At 72.5% G+C, this 26,748-nt stretch carries 27 protein-coding genes; 10 read left to right on the plus strand and 17 right to left on the minus strand.

Annotated elements, in window-relative coordinates:
* Nucleotides 1–5: 5 nt before the first annotated feature.
* Entirely contained in the window at nt 6–1,367 is a 1,362-nt protein-coding gene (locus GJR97_RS04790; protein ID WP_154345382.1) for a DUF2254 domain-containing protein, read from the plus strand.
* Here GJR97_RS04790 and GJR97_RS04795 read toward each other — a convergent pair.
* The 3 genes from GJR97_RS04795 to GJR97_RS04805 form a co-directional block, all read right to left on the minus strand.
* Nucleotides 1,343–1,552 carry a hypothetical protein gene (locus tag GJR97_RS04795; RefSeq protein WP_154345383.1) on the minus strand — a complete coding sequence of 70 codons (210 nt, stop codon included), beginning with the start codon at nt 1,550–1,552 and terminating at the stop codon, nt 1,343–1,345. The genes GJR97_RS04790 and GJR97_RS04795 overlap by 25 nt on opposite strands.
* A 162-nt stretch (nt 1,553–1,714) precedes the next feature.
* Nucleotides 1,715–3,226, minus strand: coding sequence for a catalase (locus GJR97_RS04800; protein WP_154345384.1), 1,512 nt, complete (start codon nt 3,224–3,226; stop codon nt 1,715–1,717).
* 126 nt (nt 3,227–3,352) lie between these two features.
* Entirely contained in the window at nt 3,353–3,793 is a 441-nt protein-coding gene (locus GJR97_RS04805) for a Fur family transcriptional regulator (RefSeq protein WP_154345385.1), read from the minus strand.
* A gap of 164 nt (nt 3,794–3,957) precedes the next feature.
* Between GJR97_RS04805 and GJR97_RS04810 the strand changes: the two genes are divergently transcribed.
* A complete protein-coding gene (locus GJR97_RS04810) occupies nt 3,958–4,440 on the plus strand; it encodes a hypothetical protein (RefSeq protein WP_154345386.1) in 483 nt (160 codons plus the stop codon).
* A 19-nt stretch (nt 4,441–4,459) separates the two neighbouring features.
* Here the strand turns inward: GJR97_RS04810 and GJR97_RS04815 are convergent, their stop codons facing one another.
* On the minus strand, nt 4,460–5,779 hold the full coding sequence (locus tag GJR97_RS04815) for a mechanosensitive ion channel family protein (RefSeq protein ID WP_324613164.1): 1,320 nt from the start codon (nt 5,777–5,779) through the stop codon (nt 4,460–4,462).
* 150 nt (nt 5,780–5,929) lie between these two features.
* On the minus strand, nt 5,930–6,295 hold the full coding sequence (locus GJR97_RS04820; RefSeq protein ID WP_195760609.1) for a DUF1801 domain-containing protein: 366 nt from the start codon (nt 6,293–6,295) through the stop codon (nt 5,930–5,932).
* A gap of 76 nt (nt 6,296–6,371) precedes the next feature.
* On the opposite strand from GJR97_RS04820, the gene GJR97_RS04825 reads away from it, so the two are divergent.
* A complete protein-coding gene (locus GJR97_RS04825) occupies nt 6,372–7,271 on the plus strand; it encodes a formylglycine-generating enzyme family protein (RefSeq protein ID WP_154345388.1) in 900 nt (299 codons plus the stop codon).
* Nucleotides 7,272–7,275: 4 nt separating this feature from the next.
* On the opposite strand, the gene GJR97_RS04830 is transcribed toward GJR97_RS04825, so the two are convergent.
* Nucleotides 7,276–8,010, minus strand: a complete 735-nt coding sequence (locus tag GJR97_RS04830) for a flavodoxin family protein (protein ID WP_154345389.1) — start codon at nt 8,008–8,010, stop codon at nt 7,276–7,278.
* A 30-nt stretch (nt 8,011–8,040) separates the two neighbouring features.
* Complete coding sequence (locus GJR97_RS04835) at nt 8,041–8,574, minus strand: adenine phosphoribosyltransferase (RefSeq protein ID WP_324613165.1); 534 nt, start codon at nt 8,572–8,574, stop codon at nt 8,041–8,043.
* Nucleotides 8,575–8,650: 76 nt separating this feature from the next.
* Between GJR97_RS04835 and GJR97_RS04840 the strand changes: the two genes are divergently transcribed.
* Nucleotides 8,651–9,205: a DUF3817 domain-containing protein gene (locus GJR97_RS04840; RefSeq protein WP_407643572.1), complete on the plus strand. Its 555-nt coding sequence runs from the start codon at nt 8,651–8,653 to the stop codon at nt 9,203–9,205.
* Nucleotides 9,206–9,293: 88 nt separating this feature from the next.
* On the opposite strand, the gene GJR97_RS04845 is transcribed toward GJR97_RS04840, so the two are convergent.
* Nucleotides 9,294–12,491, minus strand: coding sequence for a carbohydrate binding domain-containing protein (locus tag GJR97_RS04845; protein WP_154345390.1), 3,198 nt, complete (start codon nt 12,489–12,491; stop codon nt 9,294–9,296).
* A 315-nt stretch (nt 12,492–12,806) separates the two neighbouring features.
* Here GJR97_RS04845 and GJR97_RS04850 point away from each other — a divergent pair, with 315 nt between their 5' ends.
* The 4 genes from GJR97_RS04850 (at nt 12,807) to GJR97_RS04865 (ending at nt 17,018) form a co-directional block, all read left to right on the plus strand.
* The gene (locus GJR97_RS04850; RefSeq protein WP_154345391.1) at nt 12,807–13,622 is read left to right on the plus strand and encodes a shikimate 5-dehydrogenase; all 816 of its coding nucleotides are present in this window, start codon (nt 12,807–12,809) and stop codon (nt 13,620–13,622) included.
* A gap of 267 nt (nt 13,623–13,889) precedes the next feature.
* Nucleotides 13,890–16,238: a phosphoribosylformylglycinamidine synthase subunit PurL gene (purL, locus tag GJR97_RS04855; protein ID WP_324613166.1), complete on the plus strand. Its 2,349-nt coding sequence runs from the start codon at nt 13,890–13,892 to the stop codon at nt 16,236–16,238.
* Between the two features lie 19 nt (nt 16,239–16,257).
* On the plus strand, nt 16,258–16,755 hold the full coding sequence (locus GJR97_RS04860; protein WP_154345392.1) for an NUDIX domain-containing protein: 498 nt from the start codon (nt 16,258–16,260) through the stop codon (nt 16,753–16,755).
* Between the two features lie 8 nt (nt 16,756–16,763).
* Nucleotides 16,764–17,018 (plus strand): hypothetical protein, encoded by a 255-nt coding sequence (locus GJR97_RS04865; RefSeq protein WP_154345393.1) that lies wholly within the window; start codon nt 16,764–16,766, stop codon nt 17,016–17,018.
* Nucleotides 17,019–17,031: 13 nt separating this feature from the next.
* Here GJR97_RS04865 and GJR97_RS04870 read toward each other — a convergent pair whose 3' ends face one another.
* From GJR97_RS04870 to GJR97_RS04910, 9 genes are all read right to left on the minus strand, one after another.
* Nucleotides 17,032–17,574 carry a hypothetical protein gene (locus GJR97_RS04870; RefSeq protein ID WP_154345394.1) on the minus strand — a complete coding sequence of 181 codons (543 nt, stop codon included), beginning with the start codon at nt 17,572–17,574 and terminating at the stop codon, nt 17,032–17,034.
* Nucleotides 17,575–17,666: 92 nt separating this feature from the next.
* Entirely contained in the window at nt 17,667–18,086 is a 420-nt protein-coding gene (locus GJR97_RS04875; protein WP_154345395.1) for a pilus assembly protein CpaE, read from the minus strand.
* Nucleotides 18,087–18,119: 33 nt separating this feature from the next.
* Nucleotides 18,120–18,320 carry a hypothetical protein gene (locus GJR97_RS04880; protein WP_154345396.1) on the minus strand — a complete coding sequence of 67 codons (201 nt, stop codon included), beginning with the start codon at nt 18,318–18,320 and terminating at the stop codon, nt 18,120–18,122.
* Nucleotides 18,317–19,282 (minus strand): SDR family NAD(P)-dependent oxidoreductase, encoded by a 966-nt coding sequence (locus GJR97_RS04885; protein ID WP_324613167.1) that lies wholly within the window; start codon nt 19,280–19,282, stop codon nt 18,317–18,319. Before GJR97_RS04885 ends, GJR97_RS04880 begins: the two co-directional genes overlap by 4 nt.
* Complete coding sequence (locus GJR97_RS04890) at nt 19,279–19,653, minus strand: chorismate mutase (RefSeq protein WP_195760610.1); 375 nt, start codon at nt 19,651–19,653, stop codon at nt 19,279–19,281. The genes GJR97_RS04885 and GJR97_RS04890 overlap by 4 nt, the downstream gene beginning before the upstream one ends.
* 76 nt (nt 19,654–19,729) lie before the next feature.
* Nucleotides 19,730–22,021, minus strand: coding sequence for a heavy metal translocating P-type ATPase (locus GJR97_RS04895; protein ID WP_154345397.1), 2,292 nt, complete (start codon nt 22,019–22,021; stop codon nt 19,730–19,732).
* 5 nt (nt 22,022–22,026) lie between these two features.
* Nucleotides 22,027–22,236: a heavy-metal-associated domain-containing protein gene (locus tag GJR97_RS04900; protein ID WP_154345398.1), complete on the minus strand. Its 210-nt coding sequence runs from the start codon at nt 22,234–22,236 to the stop codon at nt 22,027–22,029.
* Nucleotides 22,237–22,358: 122 nt separating this feature from the next.
* The gene (locus GJR97_RS04905) at nt 22,359–23,792 is read right to left on the minus strand and encodes an amidase (RefSeq protein ID WP_324613168.1); all 1,434 of its coding nucleotides are present in this window, start codon (nt 23,790–23,792) and stop codon (nt 22,359–22,361) included.
* 50 nt (nt 23,793–23,842) lie between these two features.
* Nucleotides 23,843–24,832 (minus strand): DMT family transporter, encoded by a 990-nt coding sequence (locus GJR97_RS04910; protein ID WP_324613169.1) that lies wholly within the window; start codon nt 24,830–24,832, stop codon nt 23,843–23,845.
* Nucleotides 24,833–24,963: 131 nt separating this feature from the next.
* Here GJR97_RS04910 and lpdA point away from each other — a divergent pair, with 131 nt between their 5' ends.
* Together lpdA and GJR97_RS04920 are read left to right on the plus strand one after the other, a co-directional pair.
* Complete coding sequence (gene lpdA / locus GJR97_RS04915) at nt 24,964–26,364, plus strand: dihydrolipoyl dehydrogenase (RefSeq protein ID WP_154345399.1); 1,401 nt, start codon at nt 24,964–24,966, stop codon at nt 26,362–26,364.
* A gap of 162 nt (nt 26,365–26,526) precedes the next feature.
* Nucleotides 26,527–26,721 (plus strand): hypothetical protein, encoded by a 195-nt coding sequence (locus GJR97_RS04920; protein WP_324613170.1) that lies wholly within the window; start codon nt 26,527–26,529, stop codon nt 26,719–26,721.
* Nucleotides 26,722–26,748: the final 27 nt, after the last annotated feature.

Raw genomic sequence — 26,748 nt, forward strand, 5'->3', positions numbered from 1 at the left:
TGCCGATGCCGACATCCGACGGAACCCGCCGCTGGTGGGCCACGCTCTCCGAGTCGATCTCGTCCCGGATCTGGCCGTTGCCCGTCGCGGCGATCATCGCCGCGGTCATCGCCGGCATCCTGCTGCCGATCCTCGACGCCGCCGTCGACGACGTGCTGCCCGCATGGCTCGCGGCGATCCTGTTCAGCGGCGGCACCGACGCCGCGCGCGCCGTGCTCACGACGATCGCCGGCTCGCTGATCACCGCGACCTCGCTCACGTTCTCACTCACCGTGGTCGCCCTGCAGCTGGCCAGCAACCAGGCCTCGCCGCGGCTGCTGCGCACGTTCGCCTCCGACCGGATGGTGCACGTCACGCTCGCGACGTTCCTCGGGACGTTCGCCTACGCGCTCACGGTGCTCCGCTCGGTCTCGGACACCGGCGAGCTCGTGCCCCGGATCGCGGTGACGGTCGCGTTCGTGCTCACCCTGGTGAGCGTCCTCATGCTCGTCCTGTTCCTCGCCCACCTGGCGAGCCGGCTCCGCGTCGAGACGATGCTCCGCGACGTCCACCGCGAGACGACGCGGACGATCGCCCTGGTCGGGGCGGACGACCGGCCGACGGCGCCCGCGCCGGTACGCCCCGCGCAGCCGCACGTGGTCCTCGCGCGCCGATCGGGCTTCGTGACCGGGATCGATCGCGACGCGGTGGTCGCCGCCGCGCGCGACCACGGCGCGGTCGTGCGCGAACTCCGACAGGTGGGCGCGAGCGTGATCGAGGGCACGCCCATCGCCGAGTGGTGGCCGACGATGTCGACGACGGATGCCGCGGCCGACCGGGGCACGCGCGCCGACCGGTCGGCGCTGGAGGCCGCCGTCGCCGGCGCGTACCACGTGGGGTACGAGCGCACGTCGCCCCAGGACATCGGGTTCGGCCTCCGCCAGCTCGCGGACATCGCGGCGAAGGCGCTCTCCCCCGGTGTCAACGATCCGACCACCGCCGTGCACGCGCTGAGCCACATCGCCGCCGTCCTCGGCGACCTCGCCGACCTCCCGGAGGGGCCGCCGGCGTACGCGGACGACGACGGAGCGGCGCGGGTCGTCCCGGTGCGCCACGACTTCGCCGAACTCGTCGAGGTCGGCATGCAGCAGGTCCGGCGCTACGGCGCGGCGGACCCCGACGTCGCGACCCGCCTGTTCGAACTCGTCGGCGACGTCGGGTGCCACGCCTCGCGGCCGGAGCATCGACGGGTCCTCGAGGGCCAGCTCGACCGCCTCGTGGCGAGCGTGGCCGCCGCGGACTACGACGCGCACGAGCGCGCCGGGTTCGCGCGCCTCGAGGATCGCGCCCGCGACGTCCTGGCTCAGGCCGATCCGACGTCGGTGTAGCGACCGGGTCGACCGGCCGATGCACCGGTGTAGGTGCCTGCTCCGACCGATGCGACGCCGCCGACGTAGCGGCCGGGGAGTGCGGGCGCGGCGAGCGGTACGTACGCTCCGCCGAGCGGGTGAGGTGCGACGGTGATCGGGGTCTCGTCGCGGTCGGCGTAGGCTTGCAGGGATCCGTGGTTCATCGTTCGTCCTTCAACGGGGTTCGTGGACATGGGTCCTGCGATGCCGGGGCTGCCACCCCGGCATCGCGCTTCTCCGGGCGTGCGGGGGCACGACCGGTCGGGTGGCATCCGAGCCGCGCTGCCACGCGACCCGGACACGCGCCGGTGCTCCGGCGCCGCGGACTACGCTGCGGCGTCGTCGGCCTCCGGCTGCTGGGGCGCGCCGGCGTCCACGCCCGACGCGTACGCCTCGCGCAGCGAGGTGCCGAGTCCGGCGTCGACGTTCGTCCAGTACTGGAAGAAGCGCTCGCGGATGTCGTCGACCGTGATCGCATGCGCCTGGCCCGAGAGCGTCTCGAGGAAGCGCGCCTTGGCGTCGGACGAGTACACGTCGCGGTAGAGCGCACCGGCCTGGCCGAAGTCGGAGTCGTCAGCGCGGAGGGTGTACGCCGAGCGGACGAGCGCGCCGTCGGCCTCCCAGCCGCCCTCGCCCGCGACCGCGGGGTCGGCGACCGGGCCGCCGACGGAGTTCGGGGCGTAGACCGGTGCGCTCGGCGCGCTGAAGTGGTACCGCGCCGCGCCGTCCTGCGAGTAGTCGTGCACGGGTGCCGCATGCGGGGCGTTGACCGGCAGCTGGGTGTAGTTCGTGCCGACGCGGTACCGCTGCGCATCGGGGTAGCTGAACACGCGCGCCATCAGCATCTTGTCGGGGCTGATGGCGATGCCCGGCACCGTGTTCGCGGGGGAGAACGCGGCCTGCTCGATCTCCGCGAAGAAGTTCTGCGGGTTGCGGTCGAGGGTCAGCGTGCCGACCGGGATCAGCGGGTAGTCGGCGTGCGGCCACACCTTGGTGAGGTCGAACGGGTTGAAGCGGTAGGTCTTGGCGTCCTCGTACGGCATGACCTGCACGAAGAGGTCCCACTTCGGGTGGTCGCCGCGCTCGATCGCCTCGTGCAGGTCGCGGCGGTAGAAGTCGGCGTCGGCGCCCGCGATCGCCTCGGCGGTCTCGGCGTCGAGGTGCAGGTCGCCCTGCTGCGAGCGGAAGTGGTACTTCACCCAGAACCGCTCGCCCTCGGCGTTGGTCCACTGGTACGTGTGCGAGCCGTAGCCCTGCATCTCGCGCCACGACTTCGGCAGGCCGCGGTCGCCCATGAGGTACGTGACCTGGTGGGCCGACTCGGGCGAGAGCGTCCAGAAGTCCCACTGCATGTCGGCGTCGCGCAGGCCCGAGCCCGGCAGGCGCTTCTGCGAGTGGATGAAGTCGGGGAACTTGATGGCGTCGCGGATGAAGAAGACCGGGGTGTTGTTGCCGACGATGTCGTAGTTGCCCTCGGTCGTGTAGAACTTCAGCGAGAAGCCGCGGACGTCGCGCCAGGTGTCGGGCGAGCCCTGCTCACCGGCGACCGACGAGAAGCGCAGCAGCGTCTCGGACTCGGTGCCGGGCTGGAACACCGCCGCACGGGTGTAGGCCGAGACATCCGCCGTCACCTCGAAGCGGCCGAACGCGCCGCCGCCCTTGGCGTGCACGATGCGCTCCGGGATGCGCTCGCGATTGAACTGGGCCAGCTTCTCGACGAGGTAGCGGTCGTGCAGCACCGTGGCGCCGTCGGCGCCGACCGTGAGCGAGTGCGCGTCGCTGGCGACCGGCGTGCCGGTCTGGGTGGTCGTCACGGGCGGGGTCGTAGGGTTCGACATGTCGTCCTTCTCTTCTCGGTGGGTGGATGCCTCGGCGCGGCGATGCACGGCGTGCGGGCACGACGAGCACCGCCGCGGTCGGGCGGTCGGCGCGCGAGCGCGCCGGGGCGAGCGGATGTCGCCGGGCTAGCCGGCGAGCTCCCGCTGGCAGTCGGCGCAGAGGCCCCAGAAGGTGACCTCGGCGGTGTGGATGGCGAAGCCGGCGGCGTCGGAGGGCGCCAGGCAGGGCGGTTCGCCGACGACGCAGTCGACGTCGGCGACGGCGTGGCACCGGGTGCACACGACGTGGTGGTGGTTGTCGCCGGTGCGGCTCTCGTAGAGCGCCGGAGACTCGGCCGGCTCGATGCGTCGCAGCAGGCCGGCGTCGGTGAGCGCGCCGAGCACGTTGTAGACCGACTGCAGCGACGTGCCGGGGAGCGCGACCGTGACTCGCGAGAGCACCGCCTCGGCGTCGAGGTGCCCATGGCCGCTGACGGCGTCGAGCACTGCGAGGCGCGGTGCGGTCACCTTGAGGCCCGCAGCGCGGAGGCGCGCTGCGGCGTCATCGCGGTCGGTCTCGGTGTGCATGCCCCCAACCTAGCAGTTGTTTTGAGTAATTCAAAACAACTCCCCGACCGGTCGAGGTTCGCGGCGCACGCCGGGCTGCGCCAAAGCCCGCGCATAGCCTCGCGGCGAAGCATCGGATACGGACCGGTGCGCCGCACCGCACAGGACACCCCGGAGGACCGATCATGACCGCTCAGAACACGAACACGACCACGGACGCGAAGGCGGACGACCCGGCGACGACGCCGGGCACGCCTGCCACCGCGCCGACCGAACCGCTGCCGCCGACGGCGCAGACACCGCCCCCGTTCCACCCGACCGATCGGGGCGCGCCGGCCGCGGCAGCCCCGCCCGCCGGCGGCCGGCCGTCACCCGTCGACGATCGCACGCCCTGGTACCGCCGTGTCTGGGTGCTCGTCGTCGCGGCCGTCGTCGCAGCCCTCGTCTTCTTCGGTGCCGGCTTCGTCGCGGGCAACGCCGCGGCCCTGTTCGGCGGTGTCGTCGGCGACCGGACCGGTGTCCCCGCCGGGCCGGGCTTCGGCGGCGACCGGGACGGCGACGGCTTCGCCCCCGGCGGCGACCGCCCGGGCTTCGGCGAGCCCGGCGAGCGCCCCGGATTCGGCGACGAGGACGGCGACGACGACACGGGCGCCGGCGCGGACTCCTGAACCGTTCGTCCGGCGGGCCTCAGCGCGCCCGATCGTCCGGGTCGGCGGACCGGTCGTCGCCCGAATCGGCGTCGGCGCCCGCGCGCGCACCCTCCTCGTCCTGGGGCTGCACCGGGATCGCCTGCGTGAACTCCGACGCGCGCTGCGCGCCGTCCGCCGTCCCGGAGAAGAGCCCGGCGCGCGGTATCGAACCCGTCGCCGGCTTCGCCGCCGACGGCTCCCCGGCCTGCCGCCGCGACTCGGACGCGGCATCCGTCGCCCCGCTCCGATCCGCGTCCGCCTCGGTCCGCTCCGCCGGCTCCGAGCCGACCAGGACGCGCTGCTGCGGGAGCGCCGCGGCATCCTGGTCCCGGATCCACTCGACGAGGTCCTCGCGGACGAGGCACCGCAGGTCCCACAACGCCGCAGAGTCGGCTGCACTGACCAGCACGCGGACCCGCACGAGTCCGCCGGTCGCCTCGGTGACCTGCAGCACCTTCGTACGGCCGTCGAACAGCTCCTCGTCCTCGAGGATCCGGTCGAGCTCCTCGCGCATCGCATCCGTCGAGATCCGCCAGTCGACGTCCAGCTCGACCGAGCCGATGAGGGCGCTGCCGTACTTCGTCCAGTTCTGGAACGGCTTCGTCGTGAAGTACGTGCAGGGCAGCACGACGGTCCGCTCGTCCCACGTGACGACCACGACGTAGGTGAGGGTGATCTCGCGGATCCGGCCCCACTCGCCCTCGACGACGACGACGTCGTCGACGCGGATCGCCTCGCTGAACGCGATCTGGATCCCGGCGAACATGTTCGCGAGCACCGACTGCGCGGCGAGACCGGCGACGATCGACGCGATACCGGCGGAGGCGAGCACGCTCGCACCGACCGCGCGCACGCCAGGGAAGGTGAGCAGGATGGCGCCCACCGCAAGGATCACGATGACGACGACCACGAGGCGGCGCACGATCTGGAACTGCGTGTGCACGCGCCGCGCGACCCGGTTGTCGGCGACGTCCAACCGGTACCGGCTCACGCCCATGTCGGCGAGGAACAGGAACAGCTGCGCGACGAGCCAGGCGCCCGCCGCGATGATCGCGATGAGGAAGGCGTGGTCCACGGGAGGCCGCCAGCTCGCATCGGGGAACGCGAGCGCGATCGAGATCCACGCGCCGGCGACGAGGAGCACCGTCCGGAACGGCCACCGCGCGCGGCGGATCAGGATGCCCGCCCAGTCGCGGCGGCGCGCGACGGCCCGCACGATGATCGAGGCGATGGCCGAGATGATGAACGTGGCGATGACCGCGATGACGAGCGCGATCGCGAAGACCAGCATGGTCTCCCAGGTCGTGGCGTCGGGCACGGCGACTCCCTCCGGTCGGGCTCTCCAGCGTATGCGGGCCCCCCATGGCCGGTGCAAGCCGAGCGGCGACCTCTCGGGGCCTGCCCAGCGCACGCCGAGGCGACGGCCAGCAGCCGGAAGCCGACCCGGTGACCGGGTCGGGCGGAGCGATCAGGCCTCGTCGCGGGCCGAGATCCAGGCGCGCACCAGCGCCTGCAACGCCTCGCGCTTGTGCTCGAGGTCGGCGGCGTCGGCGAACTTCGCGACGCGCGACACGTCGCCCTCGCCCTCGAGCAGGCCGGTCGGGTCGGGGAGCTCGGCCCCCCGGTGGAACATCAGGCTCGCGTGCGCCTTCGCCTTCGGGAAGAACGAGGCGATGTTGCCCCGGTACACGAACGTCGGCGCCTGCCACTTGATGGCCTCGGTCACCCGGTCGTCGGCGTCGAGCACGGCGTCGCGCACCGCCATCACGAGCTCGCGCTGCGGGTTGTCGTAGCGTTCGAACCAGGCATCCACCGTCGGATCGTGCCGGACCATGCCCGAAGTATCGCACCGCCGCCGAGCGGCGGCCAGTGGCCCGCGGGTGCCGGCGCGGCGCGGGTAGCCTGAACGGATGGCCCTCACCGAGCTCGTCCCACTGCCGGGTGGCACGTTCCGCATGGGCAGCGACGCCCACTACGCCGAGGAGGCGCCGCAGCACGAACGGCGGGTCGCGCCGTTCGCGATCGAACGCCACCCCGTCACGAACGCCCAGTTCGCGGAGTTCGTCGCCGCGACCGGGTACGTGACGACCGCAGAGCGCCCCCTCGATCCCGTGGAGTTCGCCGACGTCGCCGAACCGGATCGGGCGCCGGGGTCGCTCGTCTTCACGCCGACCGATGGGCCGGTCGACCTCCGCGACTGGCGACAGTGGTGGCGATGGGTGCCCGGCGCCGACTGGCGCCACCCGTTCGGTCCGGATTCGGGGATCGAGGGCCGCGCCGACCACCCGGTCGTGCACGTCGCGTTCGCTGACGCGTCGGCGTACGCCGAGTGGGCCGGGCGCCGCCTGCCCACCGAGGCGGAATGGGAGTACGGGGCGCGCGGCGGGCTGGACGGCGCCGAGTTCGCGTGGGGCGACGAGCGCATGCCCGACGGCGTCGTCATGGCGAACACCTGGCAGGGGTCGTTCCCGTACCGCAACGAGGGCTGGGGCGGCACGTCCCCCATCGGCTCGTTCCCGCCGAACGGGTTCGGTCTCGTCGACGTCATCGGCAACGTCTGGGAGTGGACCTCGGACCCGTTCACGCCTCGCCATGTGCCCCCGGGCGCGGCATCCGTCGACCGCGGCGAGCGCGCCGACCTGCTCGCCGGCATGGCCCCCTCGCGCGCGCTGCACGTCACCAAGGGCGGCTCGCACCTGTGCGCACCCGAGTACTGCCGCCGCTACCGACCGGCCGCGCGTTCATCGCAGGCGGAGGACTCCTCGACCACGCACCTCGGCTTCCGCTGCGCGGCCGACGTCACGGACTGAGGGCTCAGCGGTACTCCGGGTTCGGGTGGTCCGGCGTTGGCCGGTACCCCCAGCGCTCCCCGGAGTCCCACTCGTCGCGGACGTTGCCGATCGCGGGGATCCCGCCCGCGTCGTTCAGCAGCCGGGCGAGGTGCATGAGGTTGTACGTCATGAACGTCGTGTTGCGGTTGGTGAAGTCGTTCTCGGGCCCTCCGGACCCCTCGTCGAGGTAGCTCGGGCCGGGCCCGGCCTCGCCGATCCACCCGGCGTCGGCGGCGGGTGGGATCGTGTAGCCGATGTGCTGCAACGAGTAGAGCAGGTTCATCGCGCAGTGCTTGATGCCGTCCTCGTTGCCGGTGATGACGACGCCGCCGACCTTGCCGTAGAAGGCGTACTGTCCCTTGGCGTTCCGCTCGCCGCTCATGGCGTAGAGGCGCTCGACGAGGCGCTTGGTCACCGAGGAGTTGTCGCCGAGCCAGATCGGACCGCCGATCACGAGGATGTCGGCGTCGCGGATGCTCGGCCAGATCTCGTCGGGCCACGCGTCCGTCGCCCAGCCGTGCTCCCGCATGTCGGGGAACACGCCGGTCGCGACGTCGTGGTCGACGAGCCGGACGGCCTCGACGGCGACGCCGTGCTGCCGCATCAGGGCGATGCTCGCGTCCATGAGGCCCTGCGTGTTGCTCACCTGGGGCGACCGCTTGAGCGTGCAGTTGACGTACACCGCACTGAGGTCGCTGAACTCCGGTGCTGCTGCCATGGGGCCGACGGTACTCCGGACGACCCGGGTTCAGTACTGGAGAACGCTGTGTATCTCGACGTGATCGCCGAGCCGTGCGCGCCCGCCGAGCTCGAGGAGCTCGATCGCGACCGACACGCCCGCGACGCGCCATCCGGCCCGCTCGATCAGCGCCGCCGCGGCCTCGACCGTGCCGCCCGTCGCGAGCACGTCGTCGATGATCAGCACGCGCGAGCCCGGCGGGAGCTCGTCCTCGTGCACCTCGAACGCGGCCGTGCCGTACTCGAGGTCGTACTCCTCGCGGAGCACCGCGCGCGGCAGCTTGCCGCCCTTGCGGACGGGGAGCACGCCCGCGCCGGAGAGCGCCGACGCGGCACCCGCGAGCAGGAAGCCACGCGCCTCGAGCCCGGCCAGGTGGTCGAACCGCCCGGCGAACGGCCTGGTGAGGGCCTCCGACAGGGCGATGAACGCGGCGCCGTCGGCGAAGACCGGGGTCAGGTCGCGGAACACGACGCCGGGTTCCGGGAAGTCGGGGATGACGGCGAGCTTCGACTCGACGAGGTCGCGGACCTGCGCTTCGTTCACCGCAACACCCTACTCCGGGCCGCAGTCCGCCATTCGTTCGATGCGGACGCTCGGGCCCGGTTGAGAGGATGGTCCCGTGAGCTCCCCCGATCCGAACCCCACGACCGCCACCACCTCGAACCCGCTGCGACTCCCACCGGTCACGACGCCGGTCACGTCGGTCGCGCCCGGCCTGACGCCCAAGCGGCTCTTCCGCATGCTCGCGATCGCCGAGGCGATCACGTGGACCGTCCTCATCACCGCGCTGATCATGCGCGCCACCCTCGGCCTCGACTGGGCCGTGCTCGTCGGCGGCTCCATCCACGGCTTCGTGTTCCTCGCGTACGCGTTCACGGCGGCACTCGTCGGCGTCAACCAGCGCTGGCCGTTCGGCCTCATCGTCCTGGGCGTCGCGTTCGCGATCGTCCCCTACGCGACGATCCCCTTCGAGGTGTGGCTGCTGCGTCGCGACAAGCTCGACGGACCCTGGCGTCGGGAGGCGACCGACCACCCCGCCGACGGCAACGTGATCAACCGGATGCTGCACTGGTTCCTCGCCCGTCCGCTGCTGCTGACCGTGGCCGCCGTGCTCGGCATCGCCGCCCTGTTCGTCGTCCTGCTGCTCATCGGCCCGCCCGGCGGGCGCGACTGACCGCTCGCCCCCACAGGGCACGACGAAGGGCGGGGCGGATGCCGCGGCATCCGCCCCGCCCTCGTTTCGTGGGGCTACCGGGACCCGGTCACTCGATCGTGACCCGGTCGATCGAGTGCGTGCCCTTGCCGGCGAACGTGAGGGAGTAGCCCTGCACGTCGGTCAGCGTGAGCCCGTCGTCGGGGGCGCCCGCCGGCTGCTCGTCCGCCCGCTTGAAGGCGTCGAACGGGATGGTCACCTCGTGCCAACCGGCCGTGCGGTCGACGACGCTCGCGACGAAGCGCTCGGCCGTGTCGGGCGCCTGGTACACCCGGACGTAGTCGACCGTGAGCGACTGCGGGAACTCGAGGTCGTCGCCCAGGGCGCCGCCGAAGTTGCCGCCCACCGCGATGTTGGTGATGAGCGAGAACGGGTGGTCGAAGACCCACTCGTTCGGGGCGACGTCCGCGGGGTCGGCCTGGTGGAAGACGATGCCGTCGACCTCCCAGGTGATCTCCTCGGGCGTCCACTCGACGGCGAACTCGTGCCAGCCGTCGGGCACGGGCGCACCGAAGTCGTAGATGCCGCCGTACGACTGGCCGCCCGAGTAGCCGGGGCCGTGGATGGTGCCGAAGATCTCGTTCGGCAGGCGTCCGACGTACTCCATGATGTCGATCTCGCCGGTCTGCGGCCAGCCGACCTCGCGGAAGTCGGTGCCGAGCGACCACACGGCCGGCCAGATGCCACTGCCCTCGGGCAGCTGCACGCGCGACTCGATGCGGCCGTACTCGAACTCCTGCTTCTGCTCGGTGATCAGGCGCGCTGAGGTGTACTCGCACGGTCCGTACCAGCACTCGAGTCCGGCCTGCTCGCCGTCGACCTCGCGGGCCGTGATGACGAGGTTGCCGTCGCCGTCGAGCGCCGCGTTGTCGGTGCTGTCGGTGTAGTACTGCAGCTCGTCGTTGCCCCAGCCCCAGCCACCGGTCTCGTACGACCAGTTCTCGGGGTTCGCGGGCGCGCCCGCGGGGCCGTCGAACTCGTCGCTCCACGCGAGCTCCCAGGTGTCGGGACCGGCGTCGGGCGCCGGGTCGTCCTGGATGCCGACGGTGATGCGGGTGGGCTTGCCGGTGCCGTTCACCATGAAGCTGATGCCGTCGGCGTCCGACCAGTCCTGGCCACCGGCGAACTCGCGCGACATGGTCGCCGTGCCGGTGTGGGTGAAGTCGGCGACGCCCTCGTAGGCGGCCTGGCCGTCATAGGCGTCGGCGTCGGTCGCCGCGATCTCGCGGGTCGTGAGCTCGGCATCGCCGGTGACGTCGTACAGCCACGGCTCCGTCTCGAAGTCCTCGATGAGCGACGCGACGATGGGGTCGTCGTCCTGGATGCTCACCGTGGCGGTGCGCACGAATCCGAACTCGGCGCCCTGCGGGTCGGAGAGGCGGACGATGAAGGTCTCGTCGACCTCGTGCTTGCCGTCCTCGATGGTCGGCAGCTCGATCGTGGCCTCGCGCTCCCCGGCCGGGATCGTGACCTGCCCGCTCGCGGGCGTGAAGTCGCGACCGGGGGTCGCCGAGAGGTCCTCGGTCGCGGTGCGCGCCTCGGTCGACTCGGAGGCCCAGTCGACCGTGACGTCCGTCTCGGCCACGCGGTTGAGGCGGATGACGCCGGTCACCGTGTCGCCCTCGTCGACCTCGTAGCCCGACCGGTCGAACCCGACCGCGAGCGCGGGCGGCTCGGCCTCGCCGTACACGAGCACGTCGTCGTAGAGGAAGGTCTGCGGCGTGGTCGTCCGGAGCGACCCGAACGCGTACCCGTGCATGTCGGTGAGGGTCAGCCCGTCGTTCGGGGCGCCGTTGCCGATGTTCTTGCGCGAGAACTCGTCGAAGTCGAACGTGAGGAACTTCCAGCCGCGCCAGTCGTCGGAGAACGAGACGACGAAGCGCTCGGCGTCGTCGGTCGTCGAACCCGGGTTGCGGTTGTCGAGCAGGTCGAGGAACAGGTCGGTGCCGGAGCCGTTGCCGTGCATCCAGAACCCGATGCCCTCGTAGGTCGACCAGTCCTCGGTCGTCCAGGCGTCCGCGGCCTCGTTCGTGAAGTTGCGCACGACGACGCCGAAGCTCGTCACGTCGAAGTCGGCGCGCAGCACGTCGTTGCCCTCGGGGGCGCCCGGAACCGGGGCCGGCGGGGCGTCGGTGCGCTCGAACGCGACGGTGCTGCTCGGGTCCTGCGCCTCGAACCAGCCGACGGGGATGCCGCCGGCGTCGCCGCGGACGAGCGGTGACTCGTGGTCGTCGACGATCGTCGTGCGACCGCTCGGCGGCCCGACGACCTCCCCGTCGTCGTCGATGATCGTCACCTCGAGCGAGGTGAGCGAGCCGAGCTGCGCACCCGACGGGGCGGCGAGCTCGAGCGAGAAGGTCTCGTCGCCCTCGTCGGCGTCGTCGCCGGTCGTGGCGACCTGGACGATGCGGCTCGTCTCGCCGGGCGCGAACTCGACGGTCGTGGTCGGGTCGGCGTAGTCGCCGTCGGCGAGGGTCGCCGTGCCGTCGACGGCACCGAGTTCCACGGTCACGGGCGATGCCGATGCGAGGTCGAGCCGCACCTCGACGTCGAGCGCGTCGCCCTCGATCGCGGAGGCGGCCGCGGTCGAGAAGGAGACCGACGGCGTGAGGTCGGAGTCGGAGAAGACGGCGATGTCGTCGACGCGGATCGTGTCGGCACCGTTCACGGCGGGGATCGCGTAGCCCCACAGGCTCGTGAGCCCGAGGCCGTCGTCCGGTGCGCCGCCGGGCTGGAAGTCGGTCGCGCGCGTGAACGCCGACCAGGGCAGGCGCACCTCCTTCCACCCGTCGACGTCGTCGACGAGGTCCACGTCGAAGCGCTCCGAGGCGTCGGCGTTCGCCCCGCCGTCGAAGAGCTCGACCTGGTAGACGGCGCCGTTGCCCGACCCGTCGACCATCAGGGTCACGCCGTCGAAGGCGCTGACGTCGCGCGCCCCGGCGAACGTCTGGCCGACGCCGCCGAATGAGCCCGGCGCGGTGACGTCCCAGCCGTACGAGACGACCTTCGTGGGCCCGGACTGGCCGGGCTTCGCGTCAGGCGAGTCGGCGGCGACGTCGACGATGCCGAAGCCCGCCGCGCCGTACGAGAAGAACCCGTCGGGTGCGCCGCCCTCGAAGTCGGCGATGACGGAGATGCTGCCGGCTGCTGAGGCCGGTGCTGCGGCTGCGAGTGGCGCGACGACCACGGCCGCAGCTGCCACCGTTGCGGCAGTGCGCCGTGAGAGCGCTCTCTTCTTCGAGTCCATTCGTGCTCCATTGCAGTAGGTGAAGGGAACGACCGAGGTGGTCCCCGACAGGGTAGGCAGGCCCCGGCGATTCCCGCAAGCCCCTTGTGAATACTGGGATCGGTGCCCCGCTGTCCGGTTCGTGCGCTCCGGCGCGCGGGAAACCGCTCACCCGACCTCTGGTGAAGAGAGCGCTCCCACAACATATCCGGCCTCCCCCGCATCGCGGCCAGGCCGACGGTCGCACGCGGCACCCCCTCGGAGGTCGGCACGGGATCGCCGGATTCCCCCAACGCCGGATCGCGCCCGATCGACGCACACGAGGAGAATGGGGGCATGCCGATCCTCAACAAGGACATGCAGGTCTGCATCTCGCTGTCCGGCCGTCCGTCGAACCTCGGAACGCGGTTCCACAACTTCCTCTACGACGAGCTCGGCCTGAACTTCGTCTACAAGGCGTTCACGACCGACGACCTCGAAGGCGCGATCCGCGGGATGCGCGCGCTCGGCTTCCGCGGCTGCTCGGTGTCGATGCCGTTCAAGGAGGCCGTGATCCCGCTCGTCGACGTCATGGAGGACTCCGCCGCCGCGATCGAGTCGGTCAACACGATCGTGAACGACGGCCGGCGACTCACGGCATCCAACACCGACTACGAGGCGGTCGCGCAGCTCATCGCCGAGCACGGCCTCGACCCGGCCGCGCGCGTCGTCGTCCGCGGGTCCGGCGGCATGGCGAAGGCGGTCGTCGCCGCGTTCCGCGGCGCGGGCTTCGACGACCTCACGGTGCTCGCGCGCAACGCGGAGGCCGGACCGGCGCTCGCCGAGAAGTACGGCTACGCATGGGTGCGCGACGAGCCCGAGGCATCCTTCGACGTCATCGTGAACGTCACGCCGCTCGGCATGCAGGGGCCGGATGCCGCGTCGCTCGCCTTCGACGAGCCGGTCATCGAGCGCGCCTCGACGGTCTTCGACGTGGTCGCGTTCCCCGCCGAGACGCCGCTCATCGCGGCCGCCCGCGCCACCGGCACGCCCGTGATCACCGGCGCCGAGGTCGTCGCACTCCAGGCCGCCCGCCAGTTCGAGCGCTACACGGGCGTCGCGCTCGCACGCGAGCAGGTCGAGCGCGCCGCGGCGTTCTCGCGCGCCGAGTAGTACGCCCCTCTCCCCCGCGAGCCCATCGCCGTTCCGCTCGAGTGCGATTTCTGCGTTGGAGTGCGCTCTCGATCCGCACTCGAACGCAGAAATCGCACTTGAACCGATCGGTGTGCGCGCGAACCGATCGGTGTGCGCACCCGAACGGATCGGTGTCCGCGGGCGGCCGGGGCGGGACTGCTCAGGTGAGCACGCCGGGTAGACTCTGGGGGACCGGCATCCGCCCGCGGCATCCGTCTCGCCGCCGTTTCCAGGAGCTCGCCACCCGTGACTGACGCACCCGCCACGACCGCTGCGCCGACCCCGGCCCCCACGACGCCGGTGCTCGACACCGTCGAGGTCGCCACGGCGACCCCCGAGAAGGAGCAGCCGTACGCGGCGCTCGGCGTGAAGCCCGACGAGTACGAGCGCATCCGCAACATCCTCGGCCGCCGCCCGACGAGCGCCGAGCTCGCCATGTACTCGGTCATGTGGAGCGAGCACGCGTCGTACAAGTCGAGCAAGGTGCACCTGCGCCAGTTCGGCAAGAAGGTGACGCCCGAGATGAAGCAGCACCTGATGGTCGGCATCGGCGAGAACGCCGGCGTGCTCGACATCGGCGAGGGCTGGGCGGTCACGTTCAAGATCGAGTCGCACAACCACCCGAGCTTCATCGAGCCGTTCCAGGGCGCCGCGACCGGCGTCGGCGGCATCGTCCGCGACATCATCTCGATGGGCGCGCGTCCCGTCGCCGTGATGGACGCGCTGCGCTTCGGCGCCATCGACGACCCCGACACCGCACGCGTCGTGCACGGCGTGGTCGCCGGCATCAGCTTCTACGGCAACTGCCTCGGCCTGCCGAACATCGGCGGCGAGACCTGGTTCGACCCGACGTACCAGAAGAACCCGCTCGTGAACGCGCTCGCCGTGGGCGTCCTGCGGCACGAGGACCTGCACCTCGCGAACGCCAAGGGCATCGGCAACAAGGTCGTGCTCTTCGGCGCCCGCACGGGCGGCGACGGCATCGGCGGCACGTCGATCCTCGCGTCCGACACGTTCGCCGAGGGCGGCCCGACCAAGCGCCCCGCGGTGCAGGTCGGCGACCCGTTCGCCGAGAAGGTGCTCATCGAGTGCTGCCTCGAGCTGTTCCAGGGCGACCTCGTCGAGGGCATCCAAGACCTGGGAGCGGCCGGCATCTCGTGCGCGACGAGCGAGCTCGCGGCCAACGGCGACGGCGGCATGTCGATCGTGCTCGACGACGTGCTGCTGCGCGACCCGACGCTCACACCCGAGGAGATCCTCATGTCGGAGAGCCAGGAGCGCATGATGGCGATCGTGCGCCCCGAGAAGCTCGCCGGCTTCATGGAGGTCGTGCAGAAGTGGGACGTCGAGACGAGCGTGCTCGGCGAGGTCACCGACACCGGCCGCCTGAGCATCACCTGGCGCGGCCAGGAGATCGTGAACGTCGACCCGCGCACCGTCGCGGTCGACGGCCCGGTCTACGAGCGGCCGATGGCCGTCCCGTCGTACCTCGAGGCGCTGCAGGCCGACACGGCCGCATCGCTCGCCCGCCCGGCCGACGACGCCGGCGACGAGCTCCGCGCCCAGTTCCTGCAGCTCGTCGGTTCGCCGAACCAGGCGGATGCCGCGTGGATCACGAACCAGTACGACCACTACGTGCTCGGCAACACCGCGCTCGCCGCGCCCGACGACGCCGGTATGATCCGCGTCGACGAGGAGTCGGGCCTCGGCGTCTCGGTCGCCACCGACGCGAACGGTCGGTACTGCCAGCTCGACCCGCGCCGCGGCGCGCAGCTGGCACTCGCCGAGGCGTACCGCAACGTCGCCGTGACCGGCGCGACCCCGATGGGCATCTCGGACTGCCTGAACTTCGGCTCCCCCGAGAACCCCGAGGTCATGTGGCAGTTCGCCGAGGCCGTCACGGGCCTCGCCGACGGATGCCTCGAGCTGGGCATCCCCGTCACGGGCGGCAACGTCAGCTTCTACAACCAGACCGGCGACGTCCCGATCCACCCGACGCCGGTCGTCGCGGTGCTGGGCGTGATCGACGACGTCGCCCGCCGCATCCCGTCGGGCTGGCAGGACGAGGGCCACAACATCTACCTGCTCGGCGAGACGTACGCCGAGCTCGACGGCTCCGCCTGGGCGGGCGTCGTGCACGACCACCTCGGCGGCGTTCCCCCGGTCGTCGACCTCGGCCGCGAGAAGCAGCTCGCCGAGCTGCTGCGCGCCGCTGCGCTGGAGGGCCTCATCGACTCCGCGCACGACCTGTCCGACGGAGGCCTCGCGATCGCGCTGGCCGAAGGCGTCGGTCGCTTCGGCGTGGGCGCCCGAGTGTTCCTCGGCGAGGTCACGGAGGACGCCGGAATCGACCTCGCGACCGCGCTCTTCTCGGAATCGACCGGTCGCGTCATCGTGACCGTGCCCCGCGAGGACGACGTGAAGTTCCGCGGCCTCTGCGAGGGCCGCGGCTACCCGGTGCGTCGCATCGGCGTGACGGATGCCGCGTCGGGCTCGCTCGAGGTGCAGGGCGCGTTCACGGTGTCGATCGACGAGCTGCGGTCGCTCAACCGTGCGCCGCTCGCCGACGCGTTCGGCCCGGTCGTCGGGTACTGACCGGAGCGGGAGCCGGCGGATGACGGCAGGCGATCGGCAGACGTACTCCGCGTCCTACGCCGCCGCGCACGGTACGTTCGCGCTGATCCCGGCCGCGTACGTCTTCCTGGTCGAGGGAGATCGGGTGCTGCTGCAACGTCGAGCGGGCACCGGCTACTACGACGGCTGGTGGGCCGCCTCGGCGGCGGGGCACGTCGATCCCGGGGAGTCGGTGCTCGCGGGAGCGGTGCGGGAGACCCGCGAGGAGATCGGGGTGGCGGTCGACGAGGCCGGCCTCGAGCCGATCACCGCGATGCACCGCACCGCGCCGACCGGGCTGCCGATCGACCAGCGCCTCGACGTGTTCTTCGTGGCGCGCGCCTGGCGCGGCATCCCGGAACTGCAGGAGGACACGGCCAGCGCCCTGGAGTGGTTCGCGCTCGACGACCTGCCGGAGCGGGTCGTGCACCACGAGCGCTTCGCGCTCGAGGGCTGGCGCGACGGGGGCCTCCCCGCCGTCACGGCGTTCGGCTTCTGATGGAGGCCGTGACCGGAATCCTCGCGGCGCTGTTCGCGGCGGCGCTCGTCGTCGGGATGACGGTGCGCGCCGTCCGGGCGCCGCGCGGGCAGCGGGCTCGTGCGGCGTTCGGGCCGCTCATGGGCGCGGGCGAGACCTACCAGGAACTGCACACCGGGCAGCGCGGGCTCCACGACTCCATGATCGAGGCGATCGCCGAGCAGGAGCAGCGTCCGAGCCGGACGGACGCCGACGGCGACGGCGGCGGCACGCCGACCGGCTGACGACCCGCGCGCGTCAGGCGCCCTGCGGCGGATGCACGAGCAGGTCGACGCGCTCGGCGAGGTAGGCGTCCAACGGCAGCGCCGCATCGGCGAACGCCGGGTTCCAGCGCACGCCCACGACCGGGCCCTCGTCACGCGGGATGAGTCGGAGCGGCCCGTCGCCGACGACGAGCGCGTCCGGTTCGATCGACAGGGGCTCGGCGTCGAACACCACGGTCTCGCCCTCGGGGATCCCGCCCTTGACCGCGGCAGCGCGGTACGCGCGCTGCTCGGCGACCGATTCGGCGGGGATGCTCCGTCGCACCGCGCGCTCGGCGCGCACGACCCGACCGGTCGCGTACAACCGCCCGTCGGCGTCGAGCAGCAGCACGCCGAGCCGCCAGACCGGGCCGACGACGTGCATGCGCGGCGCGCGCGGCATGCCGAGCACGCGGCGGCCCGGGACGAACTCCGCGAGCGTCTCGGTGCGAGCGGATGCCTCGACGAGCTCCCGCACCGCGCGCTCGACGGCCTCCCGCGCCCGCTCCGCCGCGCCGGCGGCATCCGTCTCGCCCATGTCTCGAGCCTAGACACGGCCGGCGGGTGTCCACGGAATGCGGCTCGGCTCCATCCGGACCCGCATCGGACGGACACTCGCCGCCCGCGCCCTCAGCGCGTGCGCTCGATCAGCGCCAGCAGCGCCATGCCGTAGGCCTCGGCGGCGTCGGGGTGCTCGAACGCGAGCGACTTCCCGCCGAGCTCGATCGACACCTCGAATGCGTCGGGCAGCCGGCGCAGGCGCCGGAACGTGGCGCGCAGCAGCTCGCGGAGCTGGTCCTCGCGCGGCAGCCAGACCGCGTCGGCGAGCGCGACGGAGTCGAGCGCCCACTCGGTCGTGCCGTTGAAGGCGAGGATCGTACCCGTCGGGTACCGCCGCGTCTCGATGGTCATCTCGCTCACCGTGAAGGTGTCGGCCTCGACCTCGGCTTCGACGTCGCTCGGCAGGTCGAGCTGGAACCGGTCGCCGGACTGCGGATGCCAGGCCAAGCCGGCGTCCCGCAACTGCAGGGCGAGGTCTCGGCTGATCATGCGGACACGCTACGCGCTCGGGCCGACCTGCACCTAGTCGCGCCGCTTCCGGATGCGCGCGGGGCCGAGACCGGCGCCGAGCCCCACGACGATGATCCCCGCGAACAGGAACCCGTAGCGCCCGCTCAGCACGCCGAACAGTCCGAGCACGACGCCGATGACCACCACGACCCGGGCGATCCGCAGGCGGACCCCGGGCTGCGACCACCAGCGCGAGGCCATGCCGCGGATCACGCGCGCGCCCCGACGTCGAAGGTCTGCCCGACCGCGCCCTCGGCCACCGCCCACACGAGGGCGCCGGTGCGCGCGTCGCGGCTCGATCGCGTGGGAGCCGCGAGCCTGGGTGCGCCCTTGACCATCCACTGCGGCCCCCAGAACTGGCCGCCCTCGACGTCGTCGGCGGTGACGGCGTGCACGATCGCCTCGGCGCCGCGGTGCTTGCCCTGCGACCAGGCCGCCTGCAGTGCATCGGCGAACCGGTCGGCCGTCGGCGGCTGGTTCACGCCGGGCACGCGCGGCGTGCGTCCCGAGATCGAGTAGCCCGGGTGGGCGACGACGCTGTGCACGCGAGGGGTGACGGATGCCGCGCCGACCGCCTCCGCGGCGTCCGTCGCCGCACGGCGCAGGCGCCGGTCGAGCTCGAACGCGAGGGATGCGGCGGCGATCTTCGACTGCGCGTAGGCGCGCCACGCGGAGTACGAGCGGGTGAGCTGGAGGTCGTCGACCCGGAACGTGGAGAGCCGCGTCGCGAGCGAACCGACGGTGACGACGCGGGCGCCGCGCGCGAGGTGGGGCACGACGCCCGCGAGGAGCGCGAAGTGACCCAGCACGTTGGTCGCGAGCACGAGTTCGTGGCCGTCGACCGACTCGCGGCGATCGCTCGGGGTGTGCACCATGCCGGCGTTCAGGACGACCGCGTCCAGCGGCGCGCGATCGAGCAGGTGGTCGGCGGCCGTGGCGACGGAGTCGAGCGACGACGTGTCGATCACGAGCGTGTCGACGGAGGCGCGCGGCATCCGCCCCCGGATCGCGGCGACCGCCGCATCGAGCCGCTCGGGGCTCCGGCCGGAGAGGATCACGTGGGCGCCCGCACGGGCGAGGCGGGCGGAGGTGAAGAACCCGAGTCCGGCGTTCGCCCCCGTGACGAGCACCTGCCGCCCGACCTGCGGCGGCACCCGCGTCGGGTACCAGTTCACGCGCGGTCCGACCCGGAGCCGTCGGCGATCTCCTCGTGGTGGCGGATCACCTCGGCCACCACGAAGTTGAACCACTTCTCGGCGAAGGCCGGGTCGAGGTGCGCGTCCTCCGCGAGCGAGCGGAGCCGTTCGATCTGCCGCTTCTCGCGGTCGGGATCGCTCGGCGGCAGGCCGTGCTCGGCCTTCAGGCGACCGACCTGCTGGGTGAACTTGAACCGCTCCGCGAGCAGGTGGATGAGCGCCGCGTCGATGTTGTCGATGCTCGAGCGGATGCCGAGGAGCATGGTGATCGCGGCGTCGCGTTCGTCGACCGCGCCGTCGCCCCGGGTCTGGCTGGCGTCGGCGGCGCGGTCGGGAGTCTCGGCGGTCATGCTTCGACCCTAGGCGACGGCCGAAGCGCATGAGAATCCGCCACCGACGCCCTTCTGCGGCCCACCGGGCCGAATCTCATGCACGGGGTGCGGGCACCGCCGATCGGAACGCGCGCAGGCGCAGGCTGTTGCCGACGACGAACACGCTCGAGAACGCCATCGCCGCACCGGCGAGCATGGGATTGAGGAGCCCGAGCGCCGCGAGCGGGATCGCGGCGACGTTGTAGGCGAACGCCCAGAACAGGTTGCCGCGGATGATGCCGAGCGTGCGGCGCGACAGCCGGATCGCGTCGACGGCGGCGAGCAGGTCGCCCCGGACCAGCGTGAGGTCGGCGGCCTCGATCGCGACGTCGCTGCCCGTGCCCATCGCGATGCCGAGGTCGGCCTGCGCGAGCGCCGCCGCGTCGTTGACGCCGTCGCCGACCATCGCGACCGTGCGGCCCTCCTCCTGCAGGCGGGCGACGACCGCGGCCTTGTCGGCCGGCAGCACGTCGGCGATCACCTGCTCGATGCCGACCTCGGCGGCGACCTGCCGCGCCACGGTCGCGTTGTCGCCGGTGAGCAGGATCGGCTCGAGCCCGAGCCGGCGCAGCCGCCCGACGGCATCGGCGCTCGTGGCCTTCACGGCGTCGGCGACGGTCAGCGCGCCGCGCACGCGGCCGTCCCAGGCGACGACGACGACCGTGCGGCCCTCGGCCTCGGCGGCGGCGGCGGATGCCTCGACCTCGGGATCGGGGTCGATCGCCCACTCGGCGAGCAGCGCCCGCCGTCCGACGAGCACCAGGTGGCCGTCGACGATGCCGTGCACGCCGAGGCCGGGGCGGTTCTCGAACGACTCGGGCGTCGGCAGGCCGCCGACCCTGGCGGCCGCGCCGTCGGCGATCGCCTTCGCGACCGGGTGCTCGGATGCGTGCTCGAGCGACCCCGCGAGCCGGAGCAGGTCGGCCTCGTCGACGCCGTCCGCGGCGTGCACGCCCGCGAGCGACATCCGCCCGCTCGTCACGGTGCCCGTCTTGTCGAGCACGATGGTGTCGACGCGACGCGTCGACTCGAGCACCTCGGGCCCCTTGATGAGCACGCCGAGCTGGGCGCCGCGACCGGTGCCGACGAGGAGCGCGGTCGGGGTCGCGAGGCCGAGTGCGCACGGGCACGCGATGATCAGCACGGCGACCGCGGCGGTGAACGCCGCGGCGGGCGGGAACCCGGCGCCGAACCACACGCCGAGCGTCGCGATCGCGATGAGGATCACGATCGGCACGAAGACGCCCGCGACGCGGTCGGCGAGCCGCTGCACCTCGGCCTTGCCCGCCTGGGCGTCCTCGACGAGGCGCGCCATCTGCGCGAGCTGCGTGTCGGCGCCGACGCGCGTCGCGCGCACCACGAGGCGTCCGCCTGCGTTCACCGTGGCGCCGATCACAGCGTCGCCCGTCTCGACCTCGACCGGCACGGACTCGCCGGTCACGAGCGAGGCGTCGACCGCGCTGCGCCCCTCGACGACGACGCCGTCGGTCGCGATCTTCTCGCCGGGGCGGACGACGAACGCGTCGCCGACCGCGAGCTGCTCGACCGGGATCCGCGACTCGACGCCGTCGCGGAGCACCGCGACGTCCTTCGCGCCGAGCTCGATCAGGGCACGCAGCGCGGCGCCGGCGGCGCGCTTCGAGCGCTTCTCGAGGTAGCGACCGAGGAGCACGAACATCGTCACGCCCGCGGCGACCTCCAGGTAGAGGTTCGACGCGCCGTCGCTGGGGGCGACCGTGAACTCGAAGCCGTGCACCATGCCGGGCGTGCCCGCGGTGCCGAGGAACAGGGCGTACAGCGACCACAGGAACGCGGCGCTCACGCCCAGCGAGACGAGCGTGTCCATCGTCGCGGCGCCGTGCCGCAGGTTGACGAGCGCGGACCGGTGGAACGGCCACGCCGCCCACGTCACGACGGGCGCGGCGAGCGCCAGCGACGCCCATTGCCAGTACGTGAACTGCAGCGCCGGGATCATGGCGAGGAGGATCACCGGGACGGAGAGCGCGATCGCGGCGATGAGCCGCGTGCGCAGCGACCTCAGTTCGGCGTCGGCCCGGGCCTCCACGGGGGTCGCGCCGGCTGCCTCGGCGGCGCCGGCGGCGGCCGGCGGCGGGGGGAGCTGGGCACGGTAGCCCGCCGCCTCCACGGTCGCGATGAGCTCGGGGTCGTCGACGCCGACGGGCGCCGAGACGCGCGCCCTCTCGGTCGCGTAGTTCACCGTCGCCGTGACGCCGTCGAGGCGGTTGAGCTTCTTCTCGATCCGCATCGCGCACGAGGCGCAGGTCATGCCGCCGATGTCGAGCTCGACGACGCGGTCGTCGGCGGCGGGTGTCGCGAGGTCGGTCATCGCCGTCAGACGCGCACCGCGGAGTAGCCCGCCTCCTCGACCGCGCCGATCACGCCGGCGTCGTCGAGGTCGGCGGGGGCCGAGAGGGCGAGGGTGCCTGCGGCGGCCGAGACGCGGATGCCGGTGACGCCCGACAACTGCTCGACCTCCTCGCGCACCGACAGTTCGCAGTGCCCGCACGTCATGCCGCTCACCTGGTACTCGCGCTCGGTCATGGAGTTCTCCTCTTCTGGATCGGATCGTGTTCGAGAGTACCCCAGAGGGGTACTTGCACCAACTCGAACGCACTCCCCTGATGGGGTATTCCACCGAGGTGGATGCCAGCATGCCGACCGAGTCAGCGCGCCGTCGGCTGCGGAACGGGCGGCACCGCGGCATCCGCCGACCGCTCGCGCTCCCACCACGCGGCGAGCGCGAGGACCCCCAGGTCGGCGAAGCGCGGACCCGCGACCTGCAGGGCGATCGCACGACCGTCCGAGGTCGTTCCCGCGTTGATGCTCACCGCCGGCTGGCCCGACATGTTGTACGGGAGCGTGAACGCGATGTGGGCCATCCCGAGGTCCTCCTCGCCCCACGGCATCGGCCGCTCGGCCGGGAACGCGGCCATCGGCGCGACCGGCGACAGGACGGCGTCGAACCCCGCGGTCGCGAGGACCGTGCGGTGCCTGAGCTCCCCGATGTCGTCGTACGCGGCGAGCGCGGCCGTGCCCGAGACGCCCGCGCCGGGCGCGACCCACCTGGCGATGTACGGCAGCACGCGGTCCCGCGCCTCGCGCGTGAGGTCGTCGTAGGTGCGCCGGAACCGCACCCGCCAGAACCGGTCGACCTGCCCGAGCAGCCCGTCGTCGAGGAACGGCGCGAGCTCGACGACCTCCGCCCCCGCCGAGGCGAACCGTTCCGCGGCCGCCCGCACCGTCGCGGCGACCTCCGGATCGACGGGCAGCCCGGCTCCCGCCTCGGTGTGGACGGCGATCCGGAGCCCGCGGACGTCGACGGCCGGATCCGCCCAGTCGAGCCGCTCGTACGGCAGCGAGGTGTGGTCGCGCACGTCGGGTCGCGTCACCACCGCCATCGCCGCCGCGAGGTCGGCGACGCGGCGGCCGATCGGCCCGCCCACGCGCCCGAGGTACGGCGGGTCGATGGGCACGCGCCCCGCGCTGGGCTTCAGCCCGACGAGCCCGAGCCACGCCGCCGGGAACCGGACCGATCCGCCGATGTCGGTGCCCATGTGGATCGGGCCGAGGCCGGCCGCCGCGGCCGCGCCCGCCCCCGCGCTCGAACCGCCGACCGTGAGCGCCGGGTCGAGCGGGCTGCGGGTGATGCCGTGCAGGCTCGAGACCCCCGACGAGAGCATCCCCCAGTCGGGCATGGTCGTCGAGCCGAGGATCACGGCGCCCGCCTCGCGCAACCGCGCCACGATCGGCGAGTCCGCCTCGGGCACCACCGGGGCGGATGCCGCGGAACCCGACCGCGCTGCGACGCCCGCGCGCAGCATGTTCTCCTTGACCGTGACCGGCACCCCGTCGAGCGGGCCGATCGGCGCACCGCGCCGGTGGCGGTCGGCGCTCGCCGCGGCATCCGCCCGCACCTGATCGGGATCGTGGTCGGAGAAGGCGTTCACGACCGGCTCGAACCGGGCGATGCGGGCGAGGGCGTCCTCGGCGACCGCGAGGGGCGTGGCCGCGCCCGCGCGGAACGCCGTGGCGAGGTCCGCCGCGGAGGAGGTCGCGTCGACGGCGGGATGCGGGGCGGGCTGGGAGGCGCTCGTCACCTGCTCACCTCATCACATCCCGACGCGGCTGCACAGGGGCCGGGCGGGTGTCACCCGGCCTGGGCCGAGCGCCGCGCGAGCGGCATCCGCACCCGACCCTGGGCGAGCAGGATGCCGAGCATGACGACGAGCGCACCCACGGGTTCGTTCCACGACAGCGGCTCGCTGAGCACCAGCACGCCGAGCACGACGCCCACCACGGGCGTGACGTAGGTGACGGTCGAGGCGTTCGTCGGACCCCAGTCGCGGATGACGCCGATGTTCCAGACGTACGCCAGCCCCGTGCCCAGGATGCCGAGGATCGCGAGGCACACGACGATCGCGGCATCGAGCCGCACGGGCCCGACCGCGAGCAGCGGCGTGAGCAGCAGCATCACGGCGGCGCCCATGCCCACCTGCATGAACGCGAAGGTCGTCTGCGCGATCGGCCGGCCGCTCAGGAACTTGCGCGTGTAGCCGAACATGACGCCGTAGCAGGCGGTCGCACCGAGGCACGCCAACTGGCCCGCGAGGCTGCCGCCGAGCTCGGAGGACCACGGCGCGATGATGACGACCACCCCGAGGATGCCGACGACGACGCCGAGCCAGCGCGAGGCGTCCAGCCGCTCGACCCGGAAGGCGAGCGTGGCGGCGATCGCGGTCATGATCGGCGTCGTCGCGTTGAGGATCGAGGCGAGGCTCGAGGTCACGCTCTGCTGGGCCCAGGAGAACAGCAGGAACGGGATCACGCATCCGAGGACGCCGATGACGAGGAAGTGCAGCCACACGATCGGCTCGCGCGGCAGCACCGGCCCGCCGGCGACACGCGGCCGCACGGCGAGGACGACGAGTCCGAGCGTGAGGCCGCCGAGCACGGTGCGCGTCCACGCGACCTGGGTGAACGAGACGCCGCCCAGCGCGACGGCCATGAACAGGAAGCTGGCACCCCAGACGAGCCCGGCCGAGAGGAACTGGGCCCACGTGCGGATGCCGCCGAGGCGCGGCGCCGTCGCGGTCGACGACGCGGTGGTGCTGGTGCCGGAGGGGGTGGTGGTGCTCACCCGCCAACGGTACGACCGGCTGCGGCCGGCCACGAGGGCTGCGGAACGCGATGTCCGGAACCCGCCGAAGGTTGGCAGCGGCGAACCGTCCACCCGTGCCGATCCGGCGCGCCGCGCCTAGGCTTGGCGCCATGACCAGCCATTTCGACGTCATCGTCCTGGGCGCGGGTCCGGGCGGCTACGTGGCCGCCATCCGCGCCGCACAGCTCGGCCTGAAGGTCGCCGTCATCGAGGAGAAGTACTGGGGCGGCGTCTGCCTCAACGTCGGCTGCATCCCCTCGAAGGCGCTGCTGCGCAACGCCGAGCTCGCGCACATCTTCCACTCCCAGGCATCCACGTTCGGCATCTCGGGCGACGTGCACTTCGACTTCGGCGCGGCGTACGACCGCAGCCGCCAGGTCTCCGAGAAGCACGTCAAGGGCGTGCACTTCCTGATGAAGAAGAACGGCATCACCGAGTTCGACGGCCGCGGCTCGTTCACCGGGCCGAACGGCATCGACGTCGCGAAGGGCGACGGCTCGGTCGAGTCGCTGACCTTCGACCACGCGATCATCGCCACGGGCTCGAGGGTGCGCTTGCTCCCCGGCGTCGAGCTCTCCGACAACGTCGTCACGTACGAGACCCAGATCCTCACGCGCGACCTGCCGCGATCGATCGCGATCGTCGGCGCGGGCGCCATCGGCATGGAGTTCGCATACGTGCTGCGCAACTACGGCGTCGAGGTCACCGTCGTCGAGTTCCTCGACCGCGCCCTGCCGAACGAGGACGCCGAGGTCTCGAAGGAGATCACGCGCCAGTACCGCAACCTCGGCGTGCCGATCCTCACGTCCACGAAGGTCGAGACCGTCACCGACCAGGGCAGCCAGGTCACCGTGACCTACACCGGCGCCGACGGCCAGCCCGGGTCGCTCGTGGTCGACAAGGTGCTCATGGCCGTCGGCTTCGCGCCGAACGTCGAGGGCTTCGGGCTCGACGCGACCGGCGTGCAGCTCACCGAGCGCGGCGCCATCGCGATCGACGAGCGCATGCGCACCAACGTGCCGCACATCTACGCGATCGGCGACGCGACCGCGAAGCTGATGCTCGCGCACGTCGCCGAAGCGCAGGGCGTCGTCGCAGCCGAGACCATCGCCGACGCCGAGACCATGGAACTCGGCGACTACCGGATGATGCCGCGGGCCACGTTCTGCTCGCCGCAGGTCGCGTCGTTCGGCCTCACCGAGCAGCAGGCACGCGACGAGGGCCACGACGTGATCGTCGCGAAGTTCCCGTTCTCCGCGAACGGCAAGGCGAACGGCCTCGGCGACCCGGTGGGCTTCGTGAAGCTCGTCGCCGACAAGACCCACTACGAACTGCTGGGCGGCCACCTCATCGGCCCGGACGCCTCGGAGCTGCTCCCCGAGCTCACCCTCGCGCAGAAGTGGGACCTCGGCGCGCTCGAGCTCGCCCGCAACGTGCACACGCACCCGACGCTCTCGGAGGCGCTGCAGGAGGCGTTCCACGGCCTCACCGGGCACATGATCAACATGTGACGCGGCCCGCGCGCCGCACCCACGGTGCGCGAACGGGAGGAAGAATCCGACGACACGCCGGTGAGAGCGGATGCCGCGGCGGCGCGCCATCCAGAAGTTCCTCCCGTTCCGTGCTCGAGTGGGGACCGGGTGCCCCTGCGCCCGCGTGGAGAGGACCGTTCGGTGAACCTGCTCATGATCATCCTCGGCGCCGTGCTCGCCGTCAGCGGCACCATCTGGACTCTGCAGGGCGTCGGCATCCTGCCGGGCTCGGTGATGTCCGGGGTCACGATGTGGGCCGTGATCGGCCCGATCGTGGCGATCGGCGGGATCGCCCTGCTCTGGGTCGGGCTGGCCCGGCGTCGCCGATCGCGCTGAGCGCCGCCGCCGACCGCCTCGCACCCC

It is taken from the genome of Agromyces kandeliae (assembly GCF_009674665.1).
GTDB classification, from domain to species: domain Bacteria; phylum Actinomycetota; class Actinomycetes; order Actinomycetales; family Microbacteriaceae; genus Agromyces; species Agromyces kandeliae.

Bases quoted from the DNA above. Each gene is read 5' to 3' on its own strand.
- GJR97_RS04795 (WP_154345383.1), bottom strand. From the start codon at position 1,552: ATGAACCACGGATCCCTGCAAGCCTACGCCGACCGCGACGAGACCCCG.
- GJR97_RS04845 (WP_154345390.1), bottom strand. From the start codon at position 12,491: ATGGACTCGAAGAAGAGAGCGCTCTCACGGCGCACTGCCGCAACGGTG.
- GJR97_RS04790 (WP_154345382.1), top strand. From the start codon at position 6: ATGCCGACATCCGACGGAACCCGCCGCTGGTGGGCCACGCTCTCCGAG.
- GJR97_RS04900 (WP_154345398.1), bottom strand. From the start codon at position 22,236: ATGACCGAGCGCGAGTACCAGGTGAGCGGCATGACGTGCGGGCACTGC.
- GJR97_RS04825 (WP_154345388.1), top strand. From the start codon at position 6,372: ATGGCCCTCACCGAGCTCGTCCCACTGCCGGGTGGCACGTTCCGCATG.
- GJR97_RS04850 (WP_154345391.1), top strand. From the start codon at position 12,807: ATGCCGATCCTCAACAAGGACATGCAGGTCTGCATCTCGCTGTCCGGC.
- GJR97_RS04830 (WP_154345389.1), bottom strand. From the start codon at position 8,010: ATGGCAGCAGCACCGGAGTTCAGCGACCTCAGTGCGGTGTACGTCAAC.
- GJR97_RS04820 (WP_195760609.1), bottom strand. From the start codon at position 6,295: ATGGTCCGGCACGATCCGACGGTGGATGCCTGGTTCGAACGCTACGAC.
- GJR97_RS04800 (WP_154345384.1), bottom strand. From the start codon at position 3,226: ATGTCGAACCCTACGACCCCGCCCGTGACGACCACCCAGACCGGCACG.
- GJR97_RS04870 (WP_154345394.1), bottom strand. From the start codon at position 17,574: ATGGGCGAGACGGATGCCGCCGGCGCGGCGGAGCGGGCGCGGGAGGCC.
- GJR97_RS04805 (WP_154345385.1), bottom strand. From the start codon at position 3,793: ATGCACACCGAGACCGACCGCGATGACGCCGCAGCGCGCCTCCGCGCT.
- GJR97_RS04895 (WP_154345397.1), bottom strand. From the start codon at position 22,021: ATGACCGACCTCGCGACACCCGCCGCCGACGACCGCGTCGTCGAGCTC.
- lpdA (WP_154345399.1), top strand. From the start codon at position 24,964: ATGACCAGCCATTTCGACGTCATCGTCCTGGGCGCGGGTCCGGGCGGC.
- GJR97_RS04890 (WP_195760610.1), bottom strand. From the start codon at position 19,653: ATGACCGCCGAGACTCCCGACCGCGCCGCCGACGCCAGCCAGACCCGG.
- GJR97_RS04875 (WP_154345395.1), bottom strand. From the start codon at position 18,086: ATGATCAGCCGAGACCTCGCCCTGCAGTTGCGGGACGCCGGCTTGGCC.
- GJR97_RS04810 (WP_154345386.1), top strand. From the start codon at position 3,958: ATGACCGCTCAGAACACGAACACGACCACGGACGCGAAGGCGGACGAC.
- GJR97_RS04860 (WP_154345392.1), top strand. From the start codon at position 16,258: ATGACGGCAGGCGATCGGCAGACGTACTCCGCGTCCTACGCCGCCGCG.